Annotated in this window: 24 protein-coding genes; 17 read left to right on the top strand and 7 right to left on the bottom strand. The window is 67.2% G+C overall.

Annotated elements, in window-relative coordinates; all coding sequences use genetic code 11:
- Positions 1-156: 156 nt before the first annotated feature.
- Positions 157-699, top strand: a complete 543-nt coding sequence (locus OHT74_RS00120) for a hypothetical protein (protein WP_328618823.1) — start codon at positions 157-159, stop codon at positions 697-699.
- 8 nt (positions 700-707) lie between these two features.
- On the opposite strand, the gene OHT74_RS00115 is transcribed toward OHT74_RS00120, so the two are convergent.
- On the bottom strand, positions 708-905 hold the full coding sequence (locus tag OHT74_RS00115; RefSeq protein ID WP_328618822.1) for a hypothetical protein: 198 nt from the start codon (positions 903-905) through the stop codon (positions 708-710).
- A 14-nt stretch (positions 906-919) separates the two neighbouring features.
- Here OHT74_RS00115 and OHT74_RS00110 point away from each other — a divergent pair, with 14 nt between their 5' ends.
- Positions 920-1126, top strand: coding sequence for a hypothetical protein (locus OHT74_RS00110; RefSeq protein WP_328618821.1), 207 nt, complete (start codon positions 920-922; stop codon positions 1124-1126).
- A 601-nt stretch (positions 1127-1727) separates the two neighbouring features.
- Positions 1728-2906, top strand: coding sequence for an IS3 family transposase (locus OHT74_RS00105; RefSeq protein WP_328618820.1), 1179 nt, complete (start codon positions 1728-1730; stop codon positions 2904-2906).
- A gap of 127 nt (positions 2907-3033) precedes the next feature.
- Here the strand turns inward: OHT74_RS00105 and OHT74_RS00100 are convergent, their stop codons facing one another.
- A complete protein-coding gene (locus tag OHT74_RS00100; RefSeq protein ID WP_328618819.1) occupies positions 3034-3309 on the bottom strand; it encodes an EF-hand domain-containing protein in 276 nt (91 codons plus the stop codon).
- 328 nt (positions 3310-3637) lie between these two features.
- On the opposite strand from OHT74_RS00100, the gene OHT74_RS00095 reads away from it, so the two are divergent.
- The 10 genes from OHT74_RS00095 (at position 3638) to OHT74_RS00050 (ending at position 10584) form a co-directional block, all read left to right on the top strand.
- The gene (locus OHT74_RS00095) at positions 3638-3844 is read left to right on the top strand and encodes a hypothetical protein (RefSeq protein WP_328618818.1); all 207 of its coding nucleotides are present in this window, start codon (positions 3638-3640) and stop codon (positions 3842-3844) included.
- A gap of 79 nt (positions 3845-3923) precedes the next feature.
- On the top strand, positions 3924-4199 hold the full coding sequence (locus OHT74_RS00090; RefSeq protein ID WP_328618817.1) for a hypothetical protein: 276 nt from the start codon (positions 3924-3926) through the stop codon (positions 4197-4199).
- A gap of 356 nt (positions 4200-4555) precedes the next feature.
- Positions 4556-4777, top strand: a complete 222-nt coding sequence (locus tag OHT74_RS00085; RefSeq protein WP_283454507.1) for a hypothetical protein — start codon at positions 4556-4558, stop codon at positions 4775-4777.
- Positions 4778-4958: 181 nt separating this feature from the next.
- Positions 4959-5348 (top strand): hypothetical protein, encoded by a 390-nt coding sequence (locus tag OHT74_RS00080; RefSeq protein WP_079403197.1) that lies wholly within the window; start codon positions 4959-4961, stop codon positions 5346-5348.
- Positions 5349-5580: 232 nt separating this feature from the next.
- A complete protein-coding gene (locus OHT74_RS00075) occupies positions 5581-6117 on the top strand; it encodes an HNH/endonuclease VII fold putative polymorphic toxin (protein ID WP_328618816.1) in 537 nt (178 codons plus the stop codon).
- The gene (locus tag OHT74_RS00070; RefSeq protein ID WP_328618815.1) at positions 6118-6546 is read left to right on the top strand and encodes a hypothetical protein; all 429 of its coding nucleotides are present in this window, start codon (positions 6118-6120) and stop codon (positions 6544-6546) included.
- 171 nt (positions 6547-6717) lie between these two features.
- On the top strand, positions 6718-7128 hold the full coding sequence (locus tag OHT74_RS00065) for a hypothetical protein (protein WP_328618814.1): 411 nt from the start codon (positions 6718-6720) through the stop codon (positions 7126-7128).
- Between the two features lie 527 nt (positions 7129-7655).
- Complete coding sequence (locus tag OHT74_RS00060; RefSeq protein WP_328618813.1) at positions 7656-8324, top strand: DUF4097 family beta strand repeat-containing protein; 669 nt, start codon at positions 7656-7658, stop codon at positions 8322-8324.
- A gap of 138 nt (positions 8325-8462) precedes the next feature.
- Entirely contained in the window at positions 8463-9272 is an 810-nt protein-coding gene (locus tag OHT74_RS00055) for an alpha/beta fold hydrolase (protein WP_328618812.1), read from the top strand.
- A 637-nt stretch (positions 9273-9909) separates the two neighbouring features.
- Positions 9910-10584, top strand: coding sequence for a hypothetical protein (locus tag OHT74_RS00050; RefSeq protein WP_328618811.1), 675 nt, complete (start codon positions 9910-9912; stop codon positions 10582-10584).
- A 1008-nt stretch (positions 10585-11592) separates the two neighbouring features.
- Here the strand turns inward: OHT74_RS00050 and OHT74_RS00045 are convergent.
- The 4 genes from OHT74_RS00045 to OHT74_RS00030 all read right to left on the bottom strand — a co-directional run bounded on the left by OHT74_RS00045 (position 11593) and on the right by OHT74_RS00030 (position 15718).
- Positions 11593-12762, bottom strand: a complete 1170-nt coding sequence (locus tag OHT74_RS00045) for an IS630 family transposase (RefSeq protein ID WP_328618810.1) — start codon at positions 12760-12762, stop codon at positions 11593-11595.
- A 234-nt stretch (positions 12763-12996) separates the two neighbouring features.
- A complete protein-coding gene (locus OHT74_RS00040; protein WP_328618809.1) occupies positions 12997-13650 on the bottom strand; it encodes a hypothetical protein in 654 nt (217 codons plus the stop codon).
- Between the two features lie 40 nt (positions 13651-13690).
- A complete protein-coding gene (locus OHT74_RS00035; protein ID WP_328618808.1) occupies positions 13691-14764 on the bottom strand; it encodes a DNA polymerase III subunit beta family protein in 1074 nt (357 codons plus the stop codon).
- Between the two features lie 186 nt (positions 14765-14950).
- The gene (locus tag OHT74_RS00030; protein ID WP_328618807.1) at positions 14951-15718 is read right to left on the bottom strand and encodes a transposase; all 768 of its coding nucleotides are present in this window, start codon (positions 15716-15718) and stop codon (positions 14951-14953) included.
- A gap of 1593 nt (positions 15719-17311) precedes the next feature.
- Here OHT74_RS00030 and OHT74_RS00025 point away from each other — a divergent pair.
- Entirely contained in the window at positions 17312-18007 is a 696-nt protein-coding gene (locus OHT74_RS00025) for a hypothetical protein (RefSeq protein ID WP_328618806.1), read from the top strand.
- Positions 18008-18678: 671 nt separating this feature from the next.
- On the opposite strand, the gene OHT74_RS00020 is transcribed toward OHT74_RS00025, so the two are convergent.
- Positions 18679-18954: a hypothetical protein gene (locus OHT74_RS00020; protein WP_328618805.1), complete on the bottom strand. Its 276-nt coding sequence runs from the start codon at positions 18952-18954 to the stop codon at positions 18679-18681.
- 107 nt (positions 18955-19061) lie between these two features.
- Between OHT74_RS00020 and OHT74_RS00015 the strand changes: the two genes are divergently transcribed.
- The 3 genes from OHT74_RS00015 to OHT74_RS00005 form a co-directional block, all read left to right on the top strand.
- Positions 19062-19505 (top strand): hypothetical protein, encoded by a 444-nt coding sequence (locus OHT74_RS00015; RefSeq protein WP_328618804.1) that lies wholly within the window; start codon positions 19062-19064, stop codon positions 19503-19505.
- Between the two features lie 215 nt (positions 19506-19720).
- Positions 19721-20725, top strand: a complete 1005-nt coding sequence (locus OHT74_RS00010; protein ID WP_328618803.1) for a DUF932 domain-containing protein — start codon at positions 19721-19723, stop codon at positions 20723-20725.
- 232 nt (positions 20726-20957) lie between these two features.
- The coding region (locus tag OHT74_RS00005; protein ID WP_328618802.1) for a hypothetical protein at positions 20958-21694 on the top strand (737 nt) is incomplete at its 3' end.

Genomic DNA, 21694 nt, shown 5'->3' with positions numbered 1-21694 from the left:
AGATTGGAGCCGGACGTAAAATCATGTCTGCCCCATCGCCCAAGCTCGTAAGCGGCGCGTGATACGTCAAGGCAGCGACTGGAGTGAGACACCTCGCCCTAAGGTGGCGCTCGGAAAAGGGACGTCATGCAAAGAAACCACTCACCCTTTGGATCCGTGCTCCTCCGCCGCAGACTCAACTCGCTAGCAGCAATTGCCGTGCTGTCCGCCTCACTGCTGGTGGCCAACTCCGGAGAAGCGCAGGCAAGGATCTCCCAGGTACAGGACGGGTTCGAGGGCAACCCTCGGGCAAATTGGGTAGTAGCGACTGGTGGCTCAGCGTCCGCTGGCTTCGACCTCGCGCTCGGCGCGGCGCACTCCGGCGACAACAACGGATGGCTGCTCGCCAGGGACGGTTGGGCCTTCGAAGGTTACTGGGTGCCGACGAACTCAGTACCAGGGAATGCGCAGTGTGCAGCGCAGTTCTACATGAGGTCCATCAGCAACGCGCAGGTCGGCATCGAAATTTGGGATGCCCACGACCACCTGCTCTTCTCTACGTACCCCTTCATCAAGGGTAGCGACTCATATCAGGCAGTCGATACGCAGCGGTGGAACCTTAATGGAGTCAATCCGGTTTTTGTCAAGGCAATAATTGGCGCAGATGGATTCTTTAAATTTGTGCGCCTGGACGACATGACCATGCAGTGCTACTGGTGATCCCTGTATCAGCTGCACCGCATGGCGCAGACTGCCCGCCTGCTGGCGGTCGACGCCCAACCGGCACCCTCGCCCGGCCGCAGCTCCTCGTCCTCGGCCGCCACGATGAGGCGGGCCGCCTGCGCGCGGTCGGCCGGACGGTCCCGCTGCGGCCGGAGCAGGCCCGGCAGGTGGGCGAGCACTTGGCCGCCGCTGGCCCGGGGCACCTGTGGGAGGGTGTGTGCGGTTCGCTTCGGCGTGGGGGAGCCGTGACGTCCTGGACGTGGTGCTGGTCCGCCCGGAGCTGGTGGCGGAGGTCAGCGCCGACCGGGCCGTGGACCGGGGCGGCGTCTTCCGGCATCCGTTGCGGTTCAAGCGGCTGCGTCTGGACGTCCCCGTCGCCGACGTGCCGGTGTTCGGGGAAGGCGTACAGCCCTTCAGCGGCTGACCTGCCGCGGCCGCGATGGCGCGCGCGGGTTGGATGCAGCCGTAACCGGGCAGCTGCTGAATCGTTTATCCATATCGTCGCGTCAGATGCACAACCGCTCCCCCCTTGCGGTGCCGCGACCGGCCCCGGGACGCCCCCCTGTCCCGGGGCCCATCTGGTCTGACGGGCAGGTGCGGGCTCGCTATTGCCGAGGCTTTCCATGGCTTCGCCCTGGACGCCCGTGCCTGCTGGGAGCATCGGTGGGTAGGTGAGAGGTCTCGCCCGTGCCGCCACCGCAGGAGCAGACGATGGAACCAACGACACGATCCCGCCCGTCGGCGGACCTGTTCCCCTTGAAGGTTGTCGTCTGCGGCTTTTGCCGGGCCACTGCGGTCACGGGTGGAGCGCGGACTCTCAGTGCCGAGGGAGAGTTCCTGTCGGTGACCTGGCATACCCCTGCCTGCCCGCACCACGCAGCCGATCTCATCCTCGCCGAGGACCACCGCTTATGAGGTCGGCCGCAAGGGAGGCCAGCACAGCGACCCTGTGGAGGGGTGAGGTTCCCCCGATGCGGGAAGTGGTGACAGAGGGTCAGATGGGTCTCATGAGAGGAGTCCAGACGATGCCTGCACCGAGGGAATACCCGCGGGAGTCGCGTGAACGCGCGGTCCGGATGTACCGGACCACCGAGCCGAAGCCGGTGATCCGCCGGATGGCCGAGGAACTCGGCGTGCATCACGAGGCTCTGCGCAACTGGATCCGGCAGGCCGACGCCGGCGAACGGGGAGACCTGCTCACGACCGCCGAGCGTGAGGAACTGGCGGCCCTGCGGAAGGAGAACGGACAGCTCAAGCGGGCGAACCCGGCCCAGGTGACAGGACTCCTCGACGAGCACCCGCACCTGGGGGTCGAGCCCATACTCCGGGAACTCCAGATCCCCTCCTCCACCTACTACCGGTGGCGCCAGGCCGAGACCGAGCCGTGCGAGCGACGCCGTCGGGACGCCGAGCTGACCAGCAGGATCCGTCAGGTCCACGACGAGTCCGGCGGGATCTACGGCTCACCGCGTGTGCACGCCGTCCTCAAGCGCGAAGGCACCCGAGTCGGCCGCAAGCGCGTCGAACGTCTCATGCGCCAGGCCGGCCTGGCCGGGATCAGTCCCCGCCGGGACAAGGGCTTCACCCGACGCGCCCCGGACGCCGAGCTCGCTCCTGACCTGGTCGAGCGCGACTTCACCGCGACCGGGCCGAACCGGCTGTGGGTCACCGACCTGACTATGATCACGACGTTGGATGGCCCGCTGTGGCTCTCCGCGATCCGCGACGCGTTCTCCCGCCGGGTCGTGCCCTGGGAGACTTCCGCCCGCGCGGACGCCGACCTGGTCCTGACCACCCTCGAGTACGCCCTGGCCAGCCGCGAGCCCATCGCCGGCGAGCTCATTCACCATGCGGACCACGGTTGCCAATACACGTCCGTGAAGCTCACAACACGCCTGGTCAGAGCCGGTATCCAGGCGTCCATGGGATCGGTCGGCGACTCGTTCGACAACGCCCTCTCAGCCCCCGTCGCGCGGCCCTGCACGCCTCGCACAAGGGGTTGGCAGGGGCCCCGTACCGCGCACATGGCGAACCGCACCGCGCGCATGGGCCGGTCTGGGAGGGGGACCAGGTGGCGACCTGCGGTCTGGCGGTGGGTGCCGGGGCGGGGAAGGTCATGGCGCTGCTCCTCGGTGCGGGGGTCCCTCTATTCCATCATGTGTTCGATTTTCTCGGCGAGGGGGCGCGCCGCAGGTCAGCGGTAGGTCTGGTGGCACAGCGACGCGATGGCGGGGCTGGTGACGCCGGCACCCGGTCTGCCTTACGCGGGCCGGGGAGTGCCGAGGGTGGTTGCACGGGGCCGTCACGCTCGGAACGTGACGGCCCCGCAGGTCACGCCTGCGACTCGACGTAGTGCCGAACGAACTCTTCCTCGCTCAGGGTCTCGCTCTTGTCGGTGTCGGCAGCGAAGAAGTTGTGGAACGCCTTATCCATGGCGATCGGGTCGATCGGGCCCTTCTTGGTGGTGTAGTCCATCATTTCCCGAACCGTGAGGCGGCCGTCCCGGTCCTTGTCGATCTCCTGGAACAGCATTCTTGCTTGACCCTCTGCCTGAGCTCGCTGGCTGTCGTCCATGCCTGCCTTCCTGATCAGCACGGTGCTGATCACCAGTGACCCTTCCCAGGTCCGTGGTGGTCGTCGCAGGAGGTCCCTCGAACGGTCGGACGTATGAATCCGTCGGCGAGATGTGCGCCAAGGCCTCCTCACCGCCTTCGTCACCACGCCGAATTGCGGGTCGTTAGCGGACGTTGTCCGGGTCAACAGGGACCAGCGGCGCATGCCGCCACCGTGCCGCACCCGTTTCGCGCCGGATGGGCCGACTCTGGAAGGGGGCGACTGCGAGGGAGGCCCCGCGGATGGTGCTCAGACCACCGGTCGAGCCGATGCTGGCGCAGACTGCGGAGTCGTTGCCGGCCCCGGGCATCCCTTCGAGGGGGTGCGGTTCACGGCGGCGTGGGGGAGCCGTGACGTCCTGGACGTGACCCTGGTCCACCCCGAGCTGGTGGCGGAGGTCAGTGCGGACCGGGCGGTGGACCGGGGCGGCGTGTGGCGTCACCCGCTGCGGTTCAAGCGGCTGCGCCTGGACGTGAGTGTGAAGGACGTGCCGCGGTTCGGGGAGGGCAATGCCGCGGCTGCTGGCTAAGCACCCCGCCCAGGCCGCGCGGGAAGGGACACGGGGAGCGCCTTGGAGGGACCTCCCGACGCGGTGACATTCCTTGGGCGTGATCGTTTCCCAGCGCATGAAGCCCATGCCGCGCATCGTCACTGTCGCCCTGTTGGCCGCCCTCCCGCTCACCGTCGCCGTTCCCGCCTTCGCCGACGGCCCCAATGGCCTTGGCGACATCACCGCCGACAAGGTGCCCGAAGCAGCCCTGGCGGGGGCCGCTGGGCGGGCCAAGCCCAATGTCCCGTTCGGGTTCGGCAAGTTCGCCCAGGATCGCGCAAACGAGGCATTCGCCAAGGTGCAGGGCAAGAAGGAAGCAGTAGTCAACTCATAAGGCGGCGGCCGTGGGGCTGTGTGAGTCGAGTTGCAGGGACGGCCATGGGCAGCCTTTGTGACAGAGCTGAGAGCCTGCGGGACGCCGCCTGAGAGACCCCTACGACGAACCCCAGCGCGGGCTGCCACCACCCGATGGCGGCCCACGCTGTCGTGTGTCCGGGGCCGGCCCCAGACGCCCGCAGGGGTGAACCCTTGGGAGGGCATGCGGTTCGCTTCGGCGTGGGGGGAGCCGTGACGTCCTGGACGTTGTGCTGGTCCGAACCAGCCTGGCCCTGCTGGCCAGGGCCAGAGCACTATCACCGCTGATAGCGGCCTGGCCCTACCCGCAGGGCCGGGCCTGGGAGACTAGGGATCATGACCGACCGTCGACCGCTCTCGCTGCCCGCCTTCTCCGAGCCCGCTTCCGACGCTCCCGTACCCGCCCAGGCGGGTGGGCGCCGGCTGATGCCGGTCGAGCAGGGCGCCGACTTCCGCCAGCCGCCCGGCGAGACCGAGCCCGAGCCCGCACCCGCCCCGGCCCGACGTCCGCTCGCCCCCGGCGGCCTCACCTTCTCAGACCCGGACCGCCATATCTGAGCGCTACCACCACGGGTTGCGCCACGTCTAGGACCAGCTCACCACCTAGCCCCACCGCCCGGTGTGCCAGCGCCTCCACCTGGACAGTGGTCGTAGCCGGCCCGGCTCCCGCCTCGGATACCGTGTTCCTCTACGGGGTGCCATAACGGATGTGACGCCCCCCACCGGAGGTAGTCAGCGTATGAGTTCAAAGCGCAGCAAGAATCCAGCCCTGCCCGTACTTGACGACGCATTCCGACTCGCGTCGGTCAAGGACGCCGAAGAGTCCACCCGTGACTTGGCCGCGCGGCTGGCCACCACCGAGCTGCGCCGCGTTTCCCACCCGGGCCGGGTCACCTGGGAGCCCACCGATCAGGCCGAGCCCGTACCGGTCCCGCCGACTGTGGTCGACGGTGACGGGGACCTGTGGCTGCGGGACCGGGGCACTGGCACCTGGACCATGCCCGAGTTCAACCCGAAGGAGTTCCCGGCCCGCTGTGGCGAGGTTCTGACGTGGAACCAGCTTGCCCGCGAGTTCGGCCCGCTTACCGCACTGGCCGACGACCGCCGCATCGGCGGCGGCCGGCGCTGACCGCGCAGCCTTCTGGTGTCGCTGGTCGGTGAAACTGGGTCCGTAAAGTTAACGGCTCTGTCTCACATTCGGTGGTGACGGAGGGTGGCTAAGGTCGTTGACCCAGCTCAGCCTCAATGCGTCCCATCGAGCTATCCAACAGCAGACGCCGTACCTCATCCAGCCGTAGTCATCACGGAAGCGCGGTCACAGAAGCCGCTTTCAGGGTTCTGACCGGAGTTCCAGTTCCGTGATGACTACTGCTGTCGCGAGTGTGGGTGCGGACGGTGAGTTCAGAGCAGTCGCCGACGCGGGCCTGCGGCCCGGGCCTCGCGGGCCCGGGCCGCGGGTGCCGTCACGCGTCGGGGTTCTTGCCCTCCGCTGTCTTCTTGATCCGGTCGATCTGAAGTTTCGCGAGTCCTTGCAGGTCGTCCGCTTCGCTGCAGGAGTTCCCTTCGGGACCACTCCTGATGCCGAATGGATCGTCATGGGGGACAAAACAATGAAGAACATGCCCGGACACGTCTACTCCAGCGATCCGACTCACTGGGGCAACTTCCGCCAATTCGAAACCCCAAACGGCTCCCGGGTTGTTGTCGAGCACACCGACGATCCCGCCGGACCGCACTTCCACGCAGGCGGACCGAAGGGACGCACACTCGAAGACCAGTCACGATCCGGAGTGAATTTCGGCTGGGACAACACCGTCGACGGCTACGGGACAATGGAACGCTACCGAGCCATCGACAAGCCCGGCGGAGACCACCACTTCTTCTACGAGGGAAACTGAATGCGGACCAGCGAGGACAACCTCATCGAGCTCATCCGGAGCAGTGGCCTTGAGGTGGACGCGGTCCAGGGCAACGAACCCGGCCCATCGGTCGACATGGCCTGGCGCGCCATGGCGGGTTTCGGCGTGGAGCCCAGCGCATCCTTCCCCTTGAAGGGAGACCTTGGGGGAGTCCACCAGCTGTGGCTTGAACATGCCCGTCAAGCCGATGTCGTCATCGACGATGGGACGTTCCTCCTCACGGCGGTCGTGACCGGAAGCTCCGAGGTCGGCTGGGTCCGTGTGCGACTCACCGACACCGCCGACGTATCCCGCCTCGTCGATGACCAAGGGCGAATCGAATTCATCGCCCGGTCCCCATCCGGCCACCACATCTGCGGTATCACCGCAGAGGAATACGACTACTGGATTGTCAGCCTGAACCTCTGACGGCGGCCACATCGGGGTCACGCATCCGACCCGGGTACCACTGGCCATGGTGCCCCGAAAGGCAGCCGAAGCTGGGACACCTTCTCCCGGTGGCGCGGGTCAGATAGAGATCATGGAATTCGAAGACCGAGCCGGACTGATCCCAGTCGGCCCACCCACGGAGATCCCCAAGTGACAGAAGCAGATCCCGGCGTCGTGGTCACCTGGGCCCCGGGCGACACCACGGTCCGGTGGAGTGGGCCGGCGGGGAGCGCCGAGAAGTCGTACGAGCGTCCGCCGCAGGATGTCATGGCGTGGCGGGAGTACGACGAGACGCTGGTCGTGGTGGTGGAAGCCATCAACACTGCACCGTTCACCCCGTCGGACAACGCGGTGGTCTTCCGGGCCGACGGCTCGGAGCGGTTCCGGCTGCACCCGCCGCGTGGCCTGGTGTACACGCCGAGCGAAGTGCACGGCTTCTACCTCGCTGTGCCGCAGGACGGCCGACCGCTCATGATCATGGTCACGCGCAACGCGGGTGATTTCCAGGGCCGCATCGACCTGGAGGCCAGCGAGATCGTGGACACCAACACCTGGCGATGAGCCAGGGCTGCCTGGTCCTCACCGTGCCAGGACTGGCTGCGCACCCTCGACGTGAGCGAGAAAGACCGCGTCCTAGCCCAGCCGCTCCACGACCCCGACCGGCCAGCCCAACTGCGCACGTGCCGCGGACGGTCGCCGAACTGCGCGCCGTGGTCCCCGCCCAGGCGGCCGCCTGCATCGCCCGCGAGGAGCGCGCGGCGGCGAAGGAGAAGCGGCGTGAGGCGCAGCCGCCGAAGAGACCGGGCGCCTCGCCTCTGGCAGCAGCAGGGCCGCCGCTGTGGCTGACAACCAGGCAGGCCATCCGTACCGCGTTCCGCAGCCCGCTCGCAGCGCCCCCGGCAGAGCCTTCACCTTCAATCGATTGCAACGCAGAGGGCGTTCTCGTTGCATTAATTTGTAACCCATTGCAACAATTTGCCGAGTCTGAGCTGCGCAAACACCATTCATACGCAACGAACATGTTGAAGAATCTCTGAACGCAACGTAGCTTTTCCTTCATCGGAAACAACGAGCCGAAGGAAAGCACCATGCAGAAGTTCGACACCCCCGCCCCGATCGCCGCCGTCCTGGACATCCCCGCGGGCCGCATCCGCTTCGTCGCCGCCGACCGCACGGACACCGCGGTCGAGGTCCTGCCGGCGAACGCCTCGAGCGGCCGTGACGTGACGGCCGCGGAGCAGATCACGGTCGGATACGCCGACGGCGTCCTGCGCATCCAGGCCGCACCGGCGAAGAACCGCACCCTGGGCAACTCCGGCTCGGTCGAGGTGACCGTCCAGCTGCCCGCCGGCTCGCGTATCGAGGCGAAGGCGGCCGGTGCCGAGTTCCACGGTGTCGGACGCCTCGGCGACGTCACCTTCGAGGGCGCCCAGGCCTCCGTCAACCTCGACGAGGCCGCAAGCGCCCACCTCAGCCTCCTCGCCGGTGACGTCTCGGTCGGCCGCCTGGGCGGCCCCGCGGAGATCAGCACCCAGAAGGGCAACCTGACCATCGCCGAGGCCGTGCGCGGCACGGTCCGGCTGCGCACCGAGCACGGCAACATCTCGGTCGGCGCCGCCGCCGGAGTCTCCGCCGCCCTGGACGCCGGCACCTCCTACGGCCGCATCCACAACTCCCTCAAGAACACCGAGGGCACCACCGCCCTGAACATCCACGCCACCACCGCCTACGGCGACATCACCGCCCGCAGCATCTGACCCGCAGCCCCTGAGCAGTCACCCGGCCCGAAGAGGCCGAGGAGAGCCCCGAAGTACGCGGCGCCGCACTCCCTGTTCGGACATCACTGTCAGTCCACCGCTGTGATTCACCTCTGACCCCGGAAGTAGAGGCAAGCCATGAACTCCATCAAGCAGTCCGCCTGGACCGGCATGGTGTCGATCGATGACACCGCACTGGCCGTGACCGATACCGGCGGTTCTGGCCGCCCCGTGGTCTACCTCAACGGCTCCTACGCCGACCAGTCGCACTGGCGGCGCGTCATCAGCGCCCTCGGCAGCGACTACCGGCACATCACCTACGACGAGCGCGCCCGCGGCAAGTCGAAGCGCGCCACGGACTATTCGTTCGAGGCGTGCCTGCGCGACCTCGACGCCGTCCTCACGGCCAGGGGCGTGGAACGGCCGATCCTGGTGGGCTGGTCCTACGGCGCCATGCTCGCCGTGCACTGGGCCGCCCGGAACCCGGACCGCGTCGCGGGGGTGGTGTCCGTGGACGGCGCCATGCCGCACGAGTGGCTCGACGACGCCGCCCGCGAACAGATCCGCAAGCTGTTCCGCAAGATGAGCCCGCTGTTCCCGATCGCCCGCCCGCTCGGCCTGGCCGCGCGGATGAGCGCCGCGCAACACGCCGAGATCAACATCGAGATCAACGAGCTCTGCACGCCCGCCGCCCTCAACCCGGTCTTCGACCGTGTGACCGTGCCGGCCCGGTACGTGCTCGCCACCGGCGGCAACCTCGGCGGCGACCCGAAGCTGATGGAACGGATCCGCGCCAACCTCGACCCGGTGGTCGCCCGTAACCCGAACATCCGGGTCAGCGCGAAGGTCGTCAGCAACCACTCCAAGATCCTGCGCAAGGACTTCCGAGCCGTCGCCGACGCGGTACGCGAGATCGTCGCCATCCGCGAACACCACAAGGTCGGCTGAGCCAACCACGCTGGTGTCCTGGTGGTGGTTTGGCGTTTCTGAGCACTGCCGCCCGGCGCGCGACGGCTTGGAGGAGGCTCCTCACCAATCTTCAGGTCGGCCAGTTGACCTGCCTGGCTCTTGACCTGAAGTGCATCCGGAGCCTCGTCTTCATAGAACCTGAGGGATCCGATCCCGACTGCGCTATCCCCGAGTTGGTGCGTTTCGTGAGCCCTTGCGGCCAGCCAGCAGAGCAGCTCGCCGACCTTCTCGAACTCGTCGGGGTGGATCTCCTGGCGGGACGTCAGCGACCAGCCCTTCCACGGCAGGTCCGCGCGACGGGTCAGTGCCGAGCAGAGCACACCACCCACCCGCCAGGCTGTGCCGTCCCCGGCCAGCAGCGGATAGGGGTCGTCCTCAATCTCCGGGACCCCAGAGTCGTCCACCACTACGACCGGGAACTCGGTGACGATGGACAGGCGCTCAGGTTGGGGCCCGGTCCCCAGATGCCAGCTCAGCTCGGCGAGCTCCTGCTCGGATATCTCGTCCCTCAAATCGACGGCAATCATCAGCTCATAGATGTCACTCACCCAGTGAACCCTACGACCGGCGCACCCTGGGTCGGCTCCGGCATGCGGGGCTGACGTAGCGTTCGGGCATGAGCATGTCGCAGCCCCCTGGCCCTTACGGGTCTTCGCAGCCCCCGAATCCGTACGGTGGACAGCTGCACGCCCCGCAGTCCTCACCCCACCCGTACCAGCAGCAGTACCCGGGTCACCCCTACCCGCCGCAGCCGTATCCCGGTCAGGGTGTGTGGGGCCAGCCCCCGATGGGCTCGCCGCGCAAGAAGCGGACGGGCATGGTGATCGGGATCGTCGCGGGCTCGTTTGTGGTGCTCGGCGTTCTCGGATTCGGCGTGAGGCTGCTGGCGGGGGCCGGATCCTTGGCGAGCGGATCCGGCTTCCCCGAGGCCCGGTACCGGCTCACTGTTCCCAAGACCATGCTGGACGGCAAGTACGAGCTGGTCCAGGACCTGTCGGACACCGAGGGAAAGAAAGCCCTGAAGGGCAGCTACGACTCGAAGATCCGCAATCCGAAGCCGGTCGTCGGCCAGTACACCTCCAACTCCCCGAAGGGACAGGGTGCCCTGGTCTTCTCCGGGATGTACGGCCAGTTCAAGGACCCCGATGGCGCCCGTAGGAAGATGCTGGGCGGCGCGGCGGACGCCGAAGGTGCGACCCTGGCGGTCCCCGCCCGGGAGATCACGCCCCCTGGTTCCGGCATCACTGTGTCCTGCCAGGTGCTGACGATGAGCAGCTCCGAAGAGGACTGAAGATCTTTCCCCAACTGCAGCGTGATCGTTCCCCGGCCGTCCTTCTCATGTGGTTGATGCGAAGAGGGCGCCTCGGGCCGGATACTGTCTGGCCAGGGAGACGGTGGCGCCGGAGCGCGGTCGAGGGGGAGTGTGTGGATCATCCGAGGGCTTTACCCCACGGCGAGCAATCCTGGACCTACCTGGACGAACACCTGTGGCATACGTGCGACATCCTCGCGGATCTAGTGAGTGGCAGGTTACAGAGGCGCCCACGTCTCGCTACTTACGCGCGGCTTGCTCCGAATGAGCGCGTCCTGGCGGTGGGGCCAGCTCAGCGGCTGACTTGGCGCGCCCGGGGGAACGGCAGCTACCAGCACACGAACGTGGTTGCTGTCGGCCGTCCGTCATTTGTCATCGGCAGCATGCTGGGGTCTGCTCTCGGAAATGCCTCACGCCGCCGTGCAGCAGCAGCCGCTGCGCAGCCTCGCTGGGTCCTGGACGGGAGTGGGGAACTCACGGTTACTGATCAAGGCGCTTACTTCGGCCATCCGCACGCCCCTGTTTCCCTGTACTGGACTGGCGTGACGGACAGCATCGATCTGGTCGGGCCTGAGGACTTTCAGATCGCGCTCCGCACCAATCAGGGAGGCCACTGCACTCTGCGGTTTCACACTCCGTGGGCCTCTCTACTCTTCGTCCTGGCCGCGCGAGCACGTTTCACAGCTCATCCCCGACTGCTCCACCATGGCTGGCTCCCGGCCGATTTCGAGAACCGGTGTGCTCGCATGGGCCGACCCTGCCCACTCGTACCTCCGCTTGTACCGGATTCACCTGCCCGGTGAAGCTGCGGCGGCCACGCGATAGGGACGCTGGGTCGATGTTGGTCGCTTGGCTTCGTTCACAGTCGTGGTTGGCAGAGGCTACTGCCCAGGTCAAACGCGCCAGCTGGTTCCCGAAAGAGCCATGGCTTCCCAACTGCAAGATCGCCTGCTTAGTGGTCGGCGCTGGAAGTCCTTCGGGGGTTGATCAGGCTGCCAGGGCGACGGAGGATTCTTCTTGTCGGTCGGCGGATGTGTGTCGGTCGAGCCGGGCCAGTAGATCGTCCAGGTCGGAGGTGGTGAACCTCCATTGGAACGGCTGTGCCGTGGCGTTGTAGCGGTCTTCGAACGCTCGGAGCCGGTTCCGGACCTGAGTCAGGTCCGTGAAGTCGTTGGGTCGGACGACCTTGCGCTGGACGATCGAGAAGAAGATCTCGATCTGGTTCGTCCAGGAGGCGTGTATAGGGGTGTGGACCATGACCGCGTTCGGAAACGCCTTGGTCAGACGGTCTATGGCCTTCTTCCCCCGGTGGGAGGAGCCGTTGTCGACGATCCAGAAGACGCGTCTGGCGCTCGCGTAGGGCTCGGTCGTCATGACCTGGGTGACCAGGTTCATGAAGGGGACGATTCCGGTCTTCGGCTCGCAGCGGCCGAAGACTTTCGCGCGGTGGACGTCGTAGGCGGCCAGGTAGGCCAGCGCACCGCCGCGACCGTACTCATGGTTGACGCGCATCGCCCGGGCCCGGCCTGGGGCCAGGGTCGGATGGCAGCGGCAGCGGGCCTGGACGGAGGTCTTCTCGTCGCTGGAGACGACGTACTCGTCCTCGCCCAGCGGGACACCGTCGAACGTGCGGGCGTACAGGTCCAGGACACGCTGGGCCTTGGCACGGAAGTCCGGGTCACGGATGAAGATCCAGGACCGGTTCTGCCAGGGCTTGAGCGCGTCCTCGCGCAGCCAGCGGCGCACCGTGGACGCGGACACGGTGTTGGTGATCCCGCGCGCGGTCAGCTCGGCGGCCAGCTCAGGGCAGGACCAGCGCGACAGCGGTACGCCGGTCTCGGCGGGTAACTGGCAGGCCAGCGCCTTGGCCTCGGCAACCTGCACGGGAGTGAAACGGGCGGGGCGCCCTGAGCGCTTGCGGTCGGCCAGGGCTGGCAGCCCGCCATGAGCGAACCGGCCGCGCCAGGTCCGGACCGTGTCCACGTGCAGGTGGGTCTCGGCGGCGATCCTGCCATTACCCCAGCCACGTGCTGCCAGGAGGACGACTGCTGCACGCTGCCGGGCTTGGTGAGGAGTCTTATGACCGTAAGCCATCTTCTTCAGTCGGTGGCGCTCGGAGGCGGTCAGCACCACCGCCACGGCAGCGCGTATGGACAAGTGCCTGTCCCCCTGGATCCTGCGGCAGGCCGATAAGCGTGAGCGATTTCGACTGTCCCCCGCTCTTCCTGCCACCTCGTTGGACGTTCGGGGAGGTAGGAGGAGCGGGTAGTGACTGGCACGTATGACGGCCCACCGACCGCGAGGTCGGAGGGCCGGCGTGATCGTTGAAGGTCCATCGGCACCGAGGAAGGCGGCCGGTTGCCTACGCGCGTGTCACCGAGGATCGGGTGCTCACACAGCGAACCGCACCTTGATTGCGTGGCTGAGGGCGGTCTGCTCCTCGTCGGGAAGGCGACGCTCGGCATGGAGCATGCGCAGGGCGGCGGTGATGCTCTCCTCGTCCTCAGGTGTGCCGAGGCTGCCCATGTACGGAGGCAGCAGCAGACTCAGGGCTTCGAGGTCCGTGCGGGCGCAGAGCTTGGTGAGGAGTTCGCCGACCGGGTCTTCGTGCTGCTGTGGTGCGGCCGGGGCGGTGGCACGCAGTCCTGCCGCGATGCGGTAGCGGAGCCATTGCTGGTGGGGGCCTGCTGGGACGTCGTCGATGTGCTTCGCTGCGTACTCGAAGTGTTCGCGGGCTTGGTCGATCTGGCCCAGGTCCCGGTGGGCGCGGGCCATGTTGCCGTGAAGTGAAGCGTAGAAGCCGCGGACACGGTCGTCGCCGACCTTGTCGGCCCGGTTCAGGCACTCCTGGTTCCAGCGCAGGGTCTCCTGCGGGGTTGGCTGGTGCCGGGCGAGGTAGTGCGCGGCGATGCAGGCGTCGTAGTCGTCCTCAGCCGCTTCCCACGCTTGGAGAAAGAGGTCCCGCGCTCGGGCATCTCGTCCTTCGGTCTCGGCCTGCATACCCTGCACGCACAGCTGCACGACGATGTTCTGGGGGTCGGTCACGGTTCTCCTGGGGTGATGAAGGTGCGGTGTTGAGGAAGAATCAGCTGGAGGTGCTGAGGGAGACGGGCATGACCAGCGTGGTGAAGCTGCCCTGGTCTGCGGAACGCACCACGACAGGCCGGTCTACGGCGGAGATCTCCAGCAGAACGTCGGGCCCGACACTGGCCTCCAGAGCGGGAGCCAGGACGGCAGGGTCGAACCCGATCCGCTGGGGCAGGTCTCCATGGCAGATCGCAGGCAGGGTGACGGCGTTGGAGTGATCGGCGAGAGAGACGACCAGCTCGTCGCCGGCGAAGCTCAAGGCGAGGTGTGTAGCGTCTGCGTGGCTGTTGACCGCGTCACGCAGGGCCAGGCGATCCACGATCACGCGGTGTTCGGGCGGGGCCAGAGCCGAGAGCATCTCGCGGTAGGCAGGGAACAGGTCATCGGTCGTCACCAGGACACGGGACTCTGACGTACTGCGTGCTCGGGCCCCGTCCGGTCCGACCTGGATGGTGACCTGGTGGACTCGCGCTGCCCATTGACCGAACTCGATCAGGTCAGCCGCGTGCACCAGCAGACGGCGGGGCCCTCCGTCGAGTGCCGCTAGCCTCAGGACGCGCATCGACAGGCGATAGCGATCGGTGGCCACCAGACGAACCTCGCCGTCTTCGAATTCGATGAGGACGCAACCCAGCGCAGGGTGTTCCCCGTCGGAAGCCGCGGCCGGCACCACCTGGCGTACTGCACTGGCCAACTCCACGCCGCCGATCCGCGCTTCCGTCGTACTGTCGGCAGTCGAGAGGGAACGCAGAGCCACCGCGATGGCGGCCTTGGCGGTCTGAGTCTGGTCCCGCATCCTCTCCAGGTGCCGCTCCAACACCTCTCGGCCCTCACGCTCGGGCCCATCGAGTACCACGGTGACCTCGGCCAGCGGCAGTCCCGCTTCTCGCAGACTGCGCAGGAGAGCGGCACGGGCCTCCTGAGCAGGGCTGTAGAAGCGGTATCCGGTCGCCCCGTCAACCCACGCTGGCCGCAGAACGCGGCAGTCGTCGTAGAAACGCAGGGCGCTCGAAGCGAGACCCACTCGCCGCGCGAAAGCGCTGATGCTCAGTAGTTCCGTGGTGCCGTCCATGGACCCGATTGTTGACCTTCATCCAACTTGAAGGTCAACTCGCCCCTCGGCGCGTTCCACGCCACCACCAGGCACGGGAGCTTCCTCAGCGTCAACCCCCGAAGGACTTCCAAACTCGACCACTAAGGCTTGTCCCGTAAATGATCTTTGAGTCGCCCTGGGCAGGGTCGGTCGCGATCTGCTGGCCTATCCGGCGAGGGCGAGGTTGTGCAGGCGGGCGATGCCGAGCATGGCGTGGTGGACTCCGTCGCCTTTGAGTCGGCAGTCGCGGAGGATCTTCCAGGTCTTCATGCGGGCGAAGGTGTGCTCGATGCGGGCGCGGACCTGTTTGTGGGACTTGTTGTGCGCCTGCTTCCAGTCGGGCAGGTCTTCGCCTTTGCGGCGGCGGTGGGGCATGACGAGTCCGGTGCCGGGATAGCCGCCGTCGGCGATCGTGAGTGTTCTGCCGACGGCGGCTTTGGCGCCGGATTCCTCCCAGGCCTTGCAGTCGTTGCGGTTGCCGGCGGGCGGCCGGCCGACCACGACGACCAGGCGGGTGTCGGCGTCGATGACGATCTGGTGGTTCGTGGAATATCGGTAGTTCTTGGACTGCTCTGCCACGGCGTGGTCGCGGGTGGGCACCAGGGTGCCGTCCACGATCAGCACGGTGTCCTTGGCGAACCGCTTGCGGGGCTGCAGGGCGAGCATCGGCCCGAGGTGGTCGACGATCCGGTCCGCCGCCGACTTCGAGACCCCGAACAGCGGAGCGAGCTGGCGCATCGTCAAGTTCGTGCGCCAGTACGCCGCCACGAGCAGAGCACGGTCCTCCAGCGGAAGGCTCCACGGCCGGCCCTTGCGGACCGCGTCCGCACCCTCGCGCCGCAACACGGTCACCAGCTTCCCGAAACAGCGCGGACTCAGCCCCGTGAACGGGGCTATCCAAGACGGCTCCGACGCCGTGATCACACCAGCCACACCAAGATCATCTCACCTGTGACCAGCAGTTACGGGACAAGCCTTAGTTTTTCAGTAAGCAAGTCTTCGACTCAGCGCGGACTGACGAGTATGGCTGCCTGGTTTGGAAGATCACCTGACGCAACTTGTCGCCGCGGCCCATCCAGCGTTCCAGCCTCGCCTGAATTCCGCTCCTCCCTCCCTAGGTACAATCAACTTTCCGGTGGGCTGGGGGCAGTTGTCGGTACGCTCGCTACCCGCTTTTTGGCCCGCAGCAAATCCCTTCTTGTAGTCATAGGACTGTCCGGTTGGGGCGGTCGGGGCGGTTTCTTCGCTGCATTTCGCCTGCTTGAACGCCTCCTTGTACGCATACGTGTAGGACGCCCGATAGCGGTCTGTGAAGCCGTCTGCGTAGTCACCTGCCCCCGGAGGCCTCAACCCTGGGTTGGGATTGGCTGGGTGACACGCCATGCCGTCACGCTCGCCTGCGACCTTGCCAGGCCTGAATCCCGCGATGCACCCCTGATGGTAGGGGGAGTCGTACCCGGGGCTGTCTATTTGGATAAGCCTGCAAACGCTTGGCATCGACGCAACCTCTGCCGCCTGCCTGGGTGCTGAGGCATGGGCCGTGAAACTTCCGGAAATCGCCAGCGACGCGAGGAGGGGCGCGCCAAATGTAACAAGACATCGCCTGCAGTGCATTTCATTCCCCTTTCTGCCCGATATGCTGTTGTGCTAATTCCACAAGTGCGACGCTACTCTGGACAGCCGGGAAAGAAGATGGGCGAGGGGCCGGCCGTACGCTGGTCGCATATGAGATGGAATGGCTTAACCGTAACGGAGGTACCCAGCCTCAGTTTCTGCCTATCTTTACCATCATGCAACCTCACTCACACCCTGCGGACGTGTACTGCGATAGAGGCTTAAAAGGCGAGGGCCGATGTCGAGGCCGCAGCAGGTGCTCAGCCGAATGGATGGGCTGCGCAGCCTGGTTCAGCGCGGAAGGGCCGGGCGACTGAGGGGGACAGCGAGGGGGAATCTGAGGGGGGTCCATGAGGGGGAGCGCGAGGGGGAGTCTTAGGGGGAAACCACTCCGCTGAGGGCCTTGCATTTTTGCTGGTCAGCGCCGGTCTCGGCGGTGGTGACCAGTCAGACATTTCTTATAGGGGGTTGAGGGGGTGGGGGAGTTCGGAGGCGTTGGGGTCTGTTCTGGCTGGCTCGGTTGTGCTTGGGCTTGGGGTTGAGGGGTGTTGATGGGGTCGCTGTAGGCAGGTGTGACTGGGGCTGGGAGGTGAGCACGGGAAGGGCGGCGATTTGGGCGGGGTGGAGCGGAAGGGGAGAGACCGGGGTAAAAGGCCGGGGGGTGGGTGAAAGAGATGTGGCCGACGCCCACTTCCGCCGAGGGCGGGTGGCAAGGGCGCCGGCCTACCGAAGAACACACCTTGGGAGAAACCCACATGCGTCTCAGGGCCGAGCATAGCGCTCGGGCAATCCATCGGCACACCATGCCGCTCGGATGCGGTACCTTTTTTCACGCATGCGTGATCACCGCCCTGGCGGATCCGAGTGTATTGGCGTGCCCTGCACGTCTCGCCTATCGGGAGGTCGGAAGTCGTGATCCGTGCTGGACGAACCGCGGTGGGGCGCCGTGAGCTTGCCAACGTCCTCGGGCTGAAGTGGTCCAGCTTCGAGCGCACGAAGCCGCATACGGCTGCTGACTTTCCGCTGCCGGTCAGCGCCGAAGGCGCACTTGTCCTCTTGTGGGACCTGGAGCAGGTGGAGGCTCACCGCGACGGCCGGCCGCAACCGGTCATCCCGGCGGTCGACCGCGAGGAGGACCTCCTCGACCGCCGTGAGGCGGCGCTCCTGCTCGATGTGAAGCCGCGCAGCGTGGACAGCTACAAGACCGACCCTGGCCTTGCCGGCCATGTCGTCGTCGTGGGCGGGGTCGAGCACTGGCCGCGCGCTGCGGTGCTCGCGTACGCGGCCGGCCGCGGCGCCATGAGCGCTCCCAGCGGTCGGCCGAAGGGATCGGGTGACATGGTCCCCCGGGACCTGCTGCCCGGCCGCATTGCCGAACTCCTCGACGCCAACCCCGCGGTGACCGCGTCGCACGCCGTTGAAGTCCTCGGCATTTCGACCCCTGCCGCCCAGCGGCACCTGCAGCAGGAGCGCGCGGTGCGCATCGTCGCGCTGATGCGCACCGAAGCGGGTCTCGATGCCGAAGGGGCTGCTGAGCGCCTCGGCTATCCGCCGGCGGTCCGCCGGGCAGCGCTGAAGGCCGCTCAGGAGCTCTACGAGGCCTCCTAGCACCCGACCCCGACTTGCCCTTGAGGGGGCCGCAGCTGTCCGGCTGTGGCCCCCTCAAGGCATTTCAGCCAGGCGGGGGGCGGGCGTTGCGGGTCCGGCGCCGGCCCGGGGGTGAGCGGCTTCGCCGCCCACCCCCTTGGCCGCGGGCGGTCGTGAGGTCCCGACCGGCTCCGCTGCGCTGCGCCGGCCGTGCCCTCACGACCGCCCGCGCTGCGGGGTGTGGTGGCGGGTGGAAAAGGCAGGGGTGCGCGCTGCGCGCGCAGAATACCCCTGCCTTTTCCACCCGCCACCACACCCCTTGCCCTCCGCGCTTCGCGCTCCGGGTCCAGCCGACACCAGCCCCGCAATGCCCGCCCCCCGCCTGGCTGTAAACCCCCTGCGACCTGCGAATACATCACTCTTTCGGGGCGGGCTGTGAAGGCGTTCCCGCCCCCAAATGACGTTAGATTGCGGTAGAATTCTCTTGTTGGTGAGGGGATGTGGCAAGACCCCACCAGCACCGAAGAACCCCCGAACCTGCGAACCCAGGGAGAGCTGTGACCACGGACACCAAGCCCTTCGCCCTGATCGTGCACAACGACGGCAGTTTCGTCCTCACCGACTGGACCCCCTCCACTGAGCCCCACGAACTGACCGGCCGTGAAGGCATCCCCCAGACGGCCCGGATGGGCTCAAAGCGGATCGACGACACCCTGACCGCCTGGTCGGACGACAACGCGCTCTGGGAGGACGTCCAGGTCAACCGCAGCGCTCAGCGGTTGCTCAACACCCCGCACACCCTCTGCGGCCCGGTCGTACTGACCGGCGCTATCCCCCACACCTGCGCAGCCTTCGCAGAGGGCCTCACGCAGGACCAGGTGCTCCAGCTCATCGAGCGTCACCTGACCACCAAGCGCGTGCTGATGCGCAGCCTGCACATTCCCGCGCAGCCCGCTGACAGGCGTCACGGTCGGCCGGGCCCCTGCCCGGCCGACCCTGTCCCACCCTGCGGGATCGGGAGTGGCACCCGTCTCCGCAGGCCCCACCGCGGAACACCCGAGAAGAGGGCACGCCCATGTTCAACTTCCCTTCCCATGACGTTCTCGCCGCGCGAGAGCTCGCGCGCCGTTCCATGGTCCTGCTGCGGTCGCTTGCCCGCGTCGCCGGTGAGGGTGTCCACCACCTCACCGTGGTTCTTGCGACCGAGGACGTCGAGTGCATCGAGGCCGAGTGCATCATCGACGGGCCAGTGCTGAGCGAGGACGACGAGAACGACCCGGTCGTGTTCGCCGCGCTCCTTCTGGCCACGACGGCGACGGGCGTCAACGCCATGTTGGCCACACGCACGATGGGCCCGGACGGCGGGGTGAGGTTCATGTCCTGGATGGTCAGTGACCTCGCCGCTTTCCCGGCCACGGCCGCGCAGAGCCACATTGCCTACTGCATTGCCGAGGACCGCGACCTGTCCGACCCGCTTCCCCCGGCGGTCAGCTTCGTGGACGCCCCCGCCTTGGCCTGAGCGGCCCCGGTCGGCCGCCGAACCCGGCGGCCGACCGTCCCGACCCGTGAACCCCTTCCCCGTACCGGCCCCCCGGCTGCATCGACGCTGACAAGGTGCGGGCCGTGATCCCCGCGTACGCGAACACCTCGAACGACTGACCACAGCCCGCCTGCGGCGGGGGAGTGGCACCCCCGCCGCAGGCGTAGAGCACCCCACAAGAAGGAGAAACTTTCGTGGCACACGAAATCGAGCAGTTCAGTGACGGTACGGCCGCGTTCGTCAGCGCTCGTGAGAGCGCCTGGCACAAGCTGGGAACGGTGACCGCCGACGCGCTGACCGCCGAGGACGCTATGCGTTTGGCGGCCCTGGACGGTTGGAACGTCCGTTTGGTCGGCCTGCACGCCACCGAGCTGACGGCAGAGGGCACGACGCTTCTGGACGTGCCGAATCACCGGGCGAGCGTCCGTACGCATCCCAAGACCGGGCGCCCCGAAACCCTCGGAGTTGTCGGCCCCGACTACACGCCCGTCCAGAACGAGGAGCACGCCGAGTTTCTCAACTTCCTGGCAGACGAGTCCGGCGCGCACTTCGAGACGGCCGGATCCCTGCGAGAGGGCCGACAGGTGTTCCTGACCATGAAGCTGCCCCAAACGATGACCATCGGCGCCAGTGACAACGTGGACCTGTACATCGCGGCTTTCAACAGCCACGACGGCAGCAGCGCATTCCGCATCGTCGTCACACCTGTGCGGGTGGTCTGCGCGAACACGCTGCGCGCCGGACTGCGGAACGCAAAGAGCAGCTACACCGTCCGCCACACCTCCGGAGCACGCGGCCGCATCGCACAGGCCCGCCAGGCCCTGGGACTCACCTTCAAGTACGCCGAGGAGTTCGAGAAGGCCGCACAGCGCATGCTCGACGCAGAGATGACCACTCCCATGCTGCGCACGGTCGTCGACAAGCTGTGGCCCGTCGCCGACGCCGACAGCACCCGCAAGAAGAACAACCAAGAGTCCCGTTGGTACACCATCCGCAACCTGTTCGAGCAGGCCGACACGCAGGCGGGCATCCGGGGCACCGCGTGGGCGGGATACAACGCGATCACCGAGTACGCCAACCACATCGCCCCCGCACGCGGTGCCAGCCCGGACCTGAAGAGCGCCGCCCGCGCTGAGCGCGTGATCTCCGGCACCGCCGACGACGTGATGGAACGCGCCTTCCACCTGATCGCCGTCTGACCCGCGCCCGCCCCGGCACAACCGCCCAGGGGGGGCGGGAGAAACCTCCCGCCCCCCCCTGCACGCCCGCCTCACCGGAGCGGACATGACATCGCACCGCATCCCACTTCCCGGAGGACCTCTCATGACCTACACGGATGACACGGAAAGCCGGACAGTGAGCACCCTCAGGCTGTCGGCGCGGATTTCGGAGTCCGGGCAGATCACCCACCTTCCGGCGAGGGTCCGCCCCGTGAGCTGGACGGACCTCTGGGCCCGCGCCGGGCAGTCCCACAATCTGGAACGGACCATCCAACTGCGGGTGAAGGCGTGGGTGGATCCGTTGTTGAAGGCGATCGAGAACGAGGCCATGCCGGCAGAATCAGCGCACCTGTACAAGTCGGAGGAGGCATGGAGGGCTGCGGCCATCCGCCAGACCCGCCGTACGGCAACCGACCAGGCTCACGCCTACATCAACCGGGAGATGGCCCGCGAAGCACTGGCCCGGATCGATGCCGAGGGCCCTGCCTTCTGGCCCGTCCGCTGGCAGGACGAGCCGACCATCTTCCTCGTGCAAGGCGAATGGACCGTCACCGTGTGCGCCAGCGGAACCGACCACCAGGCCGTCAGGCAGGCATTCGCCACCGAGCTGCCCCAGAGGGCCGCCGACGTCGTCGCGGACGCCCACAACCGCATCCCGCGCTCCGCGAAGACCGTCCGGCACGCGGTCTGCCCGGACACCCCAGCCAAAGTCCGCAAGGCCTGGCAACGCGACCGCCGGAAGGGGACAGCACCCCAGCCTGCTACGGGCAGCTACGTCCCCGGCAGCTGGGTCATCTGGCAGGACCCTGCGTCGGGCCGCACGATCAGCGGGATCGTCTCGCAGTGGACCCCTGGTTGGTCCTCCCGAGACGGCGGCAAGCGCGGTGTCATCCCGTCAGACGGCAGCGACCCCGTCGTGATGCAGCTGGACCCGGGAGCGGATCGGCG

The organism is Streptomyces sp. NBC_00354, from assembly GCF_036106915.1.
Lineage (GTDB): Bacteria > Actinomycetota > Actinomycetes > Streptomycetales > Streptomycetaceae > Streptomyces.
The sequence above is the reverse complement of the archived record's forward strand: the minus strand, read 5'-3'. Positions and strand labels throughout refer to the sequence as shown.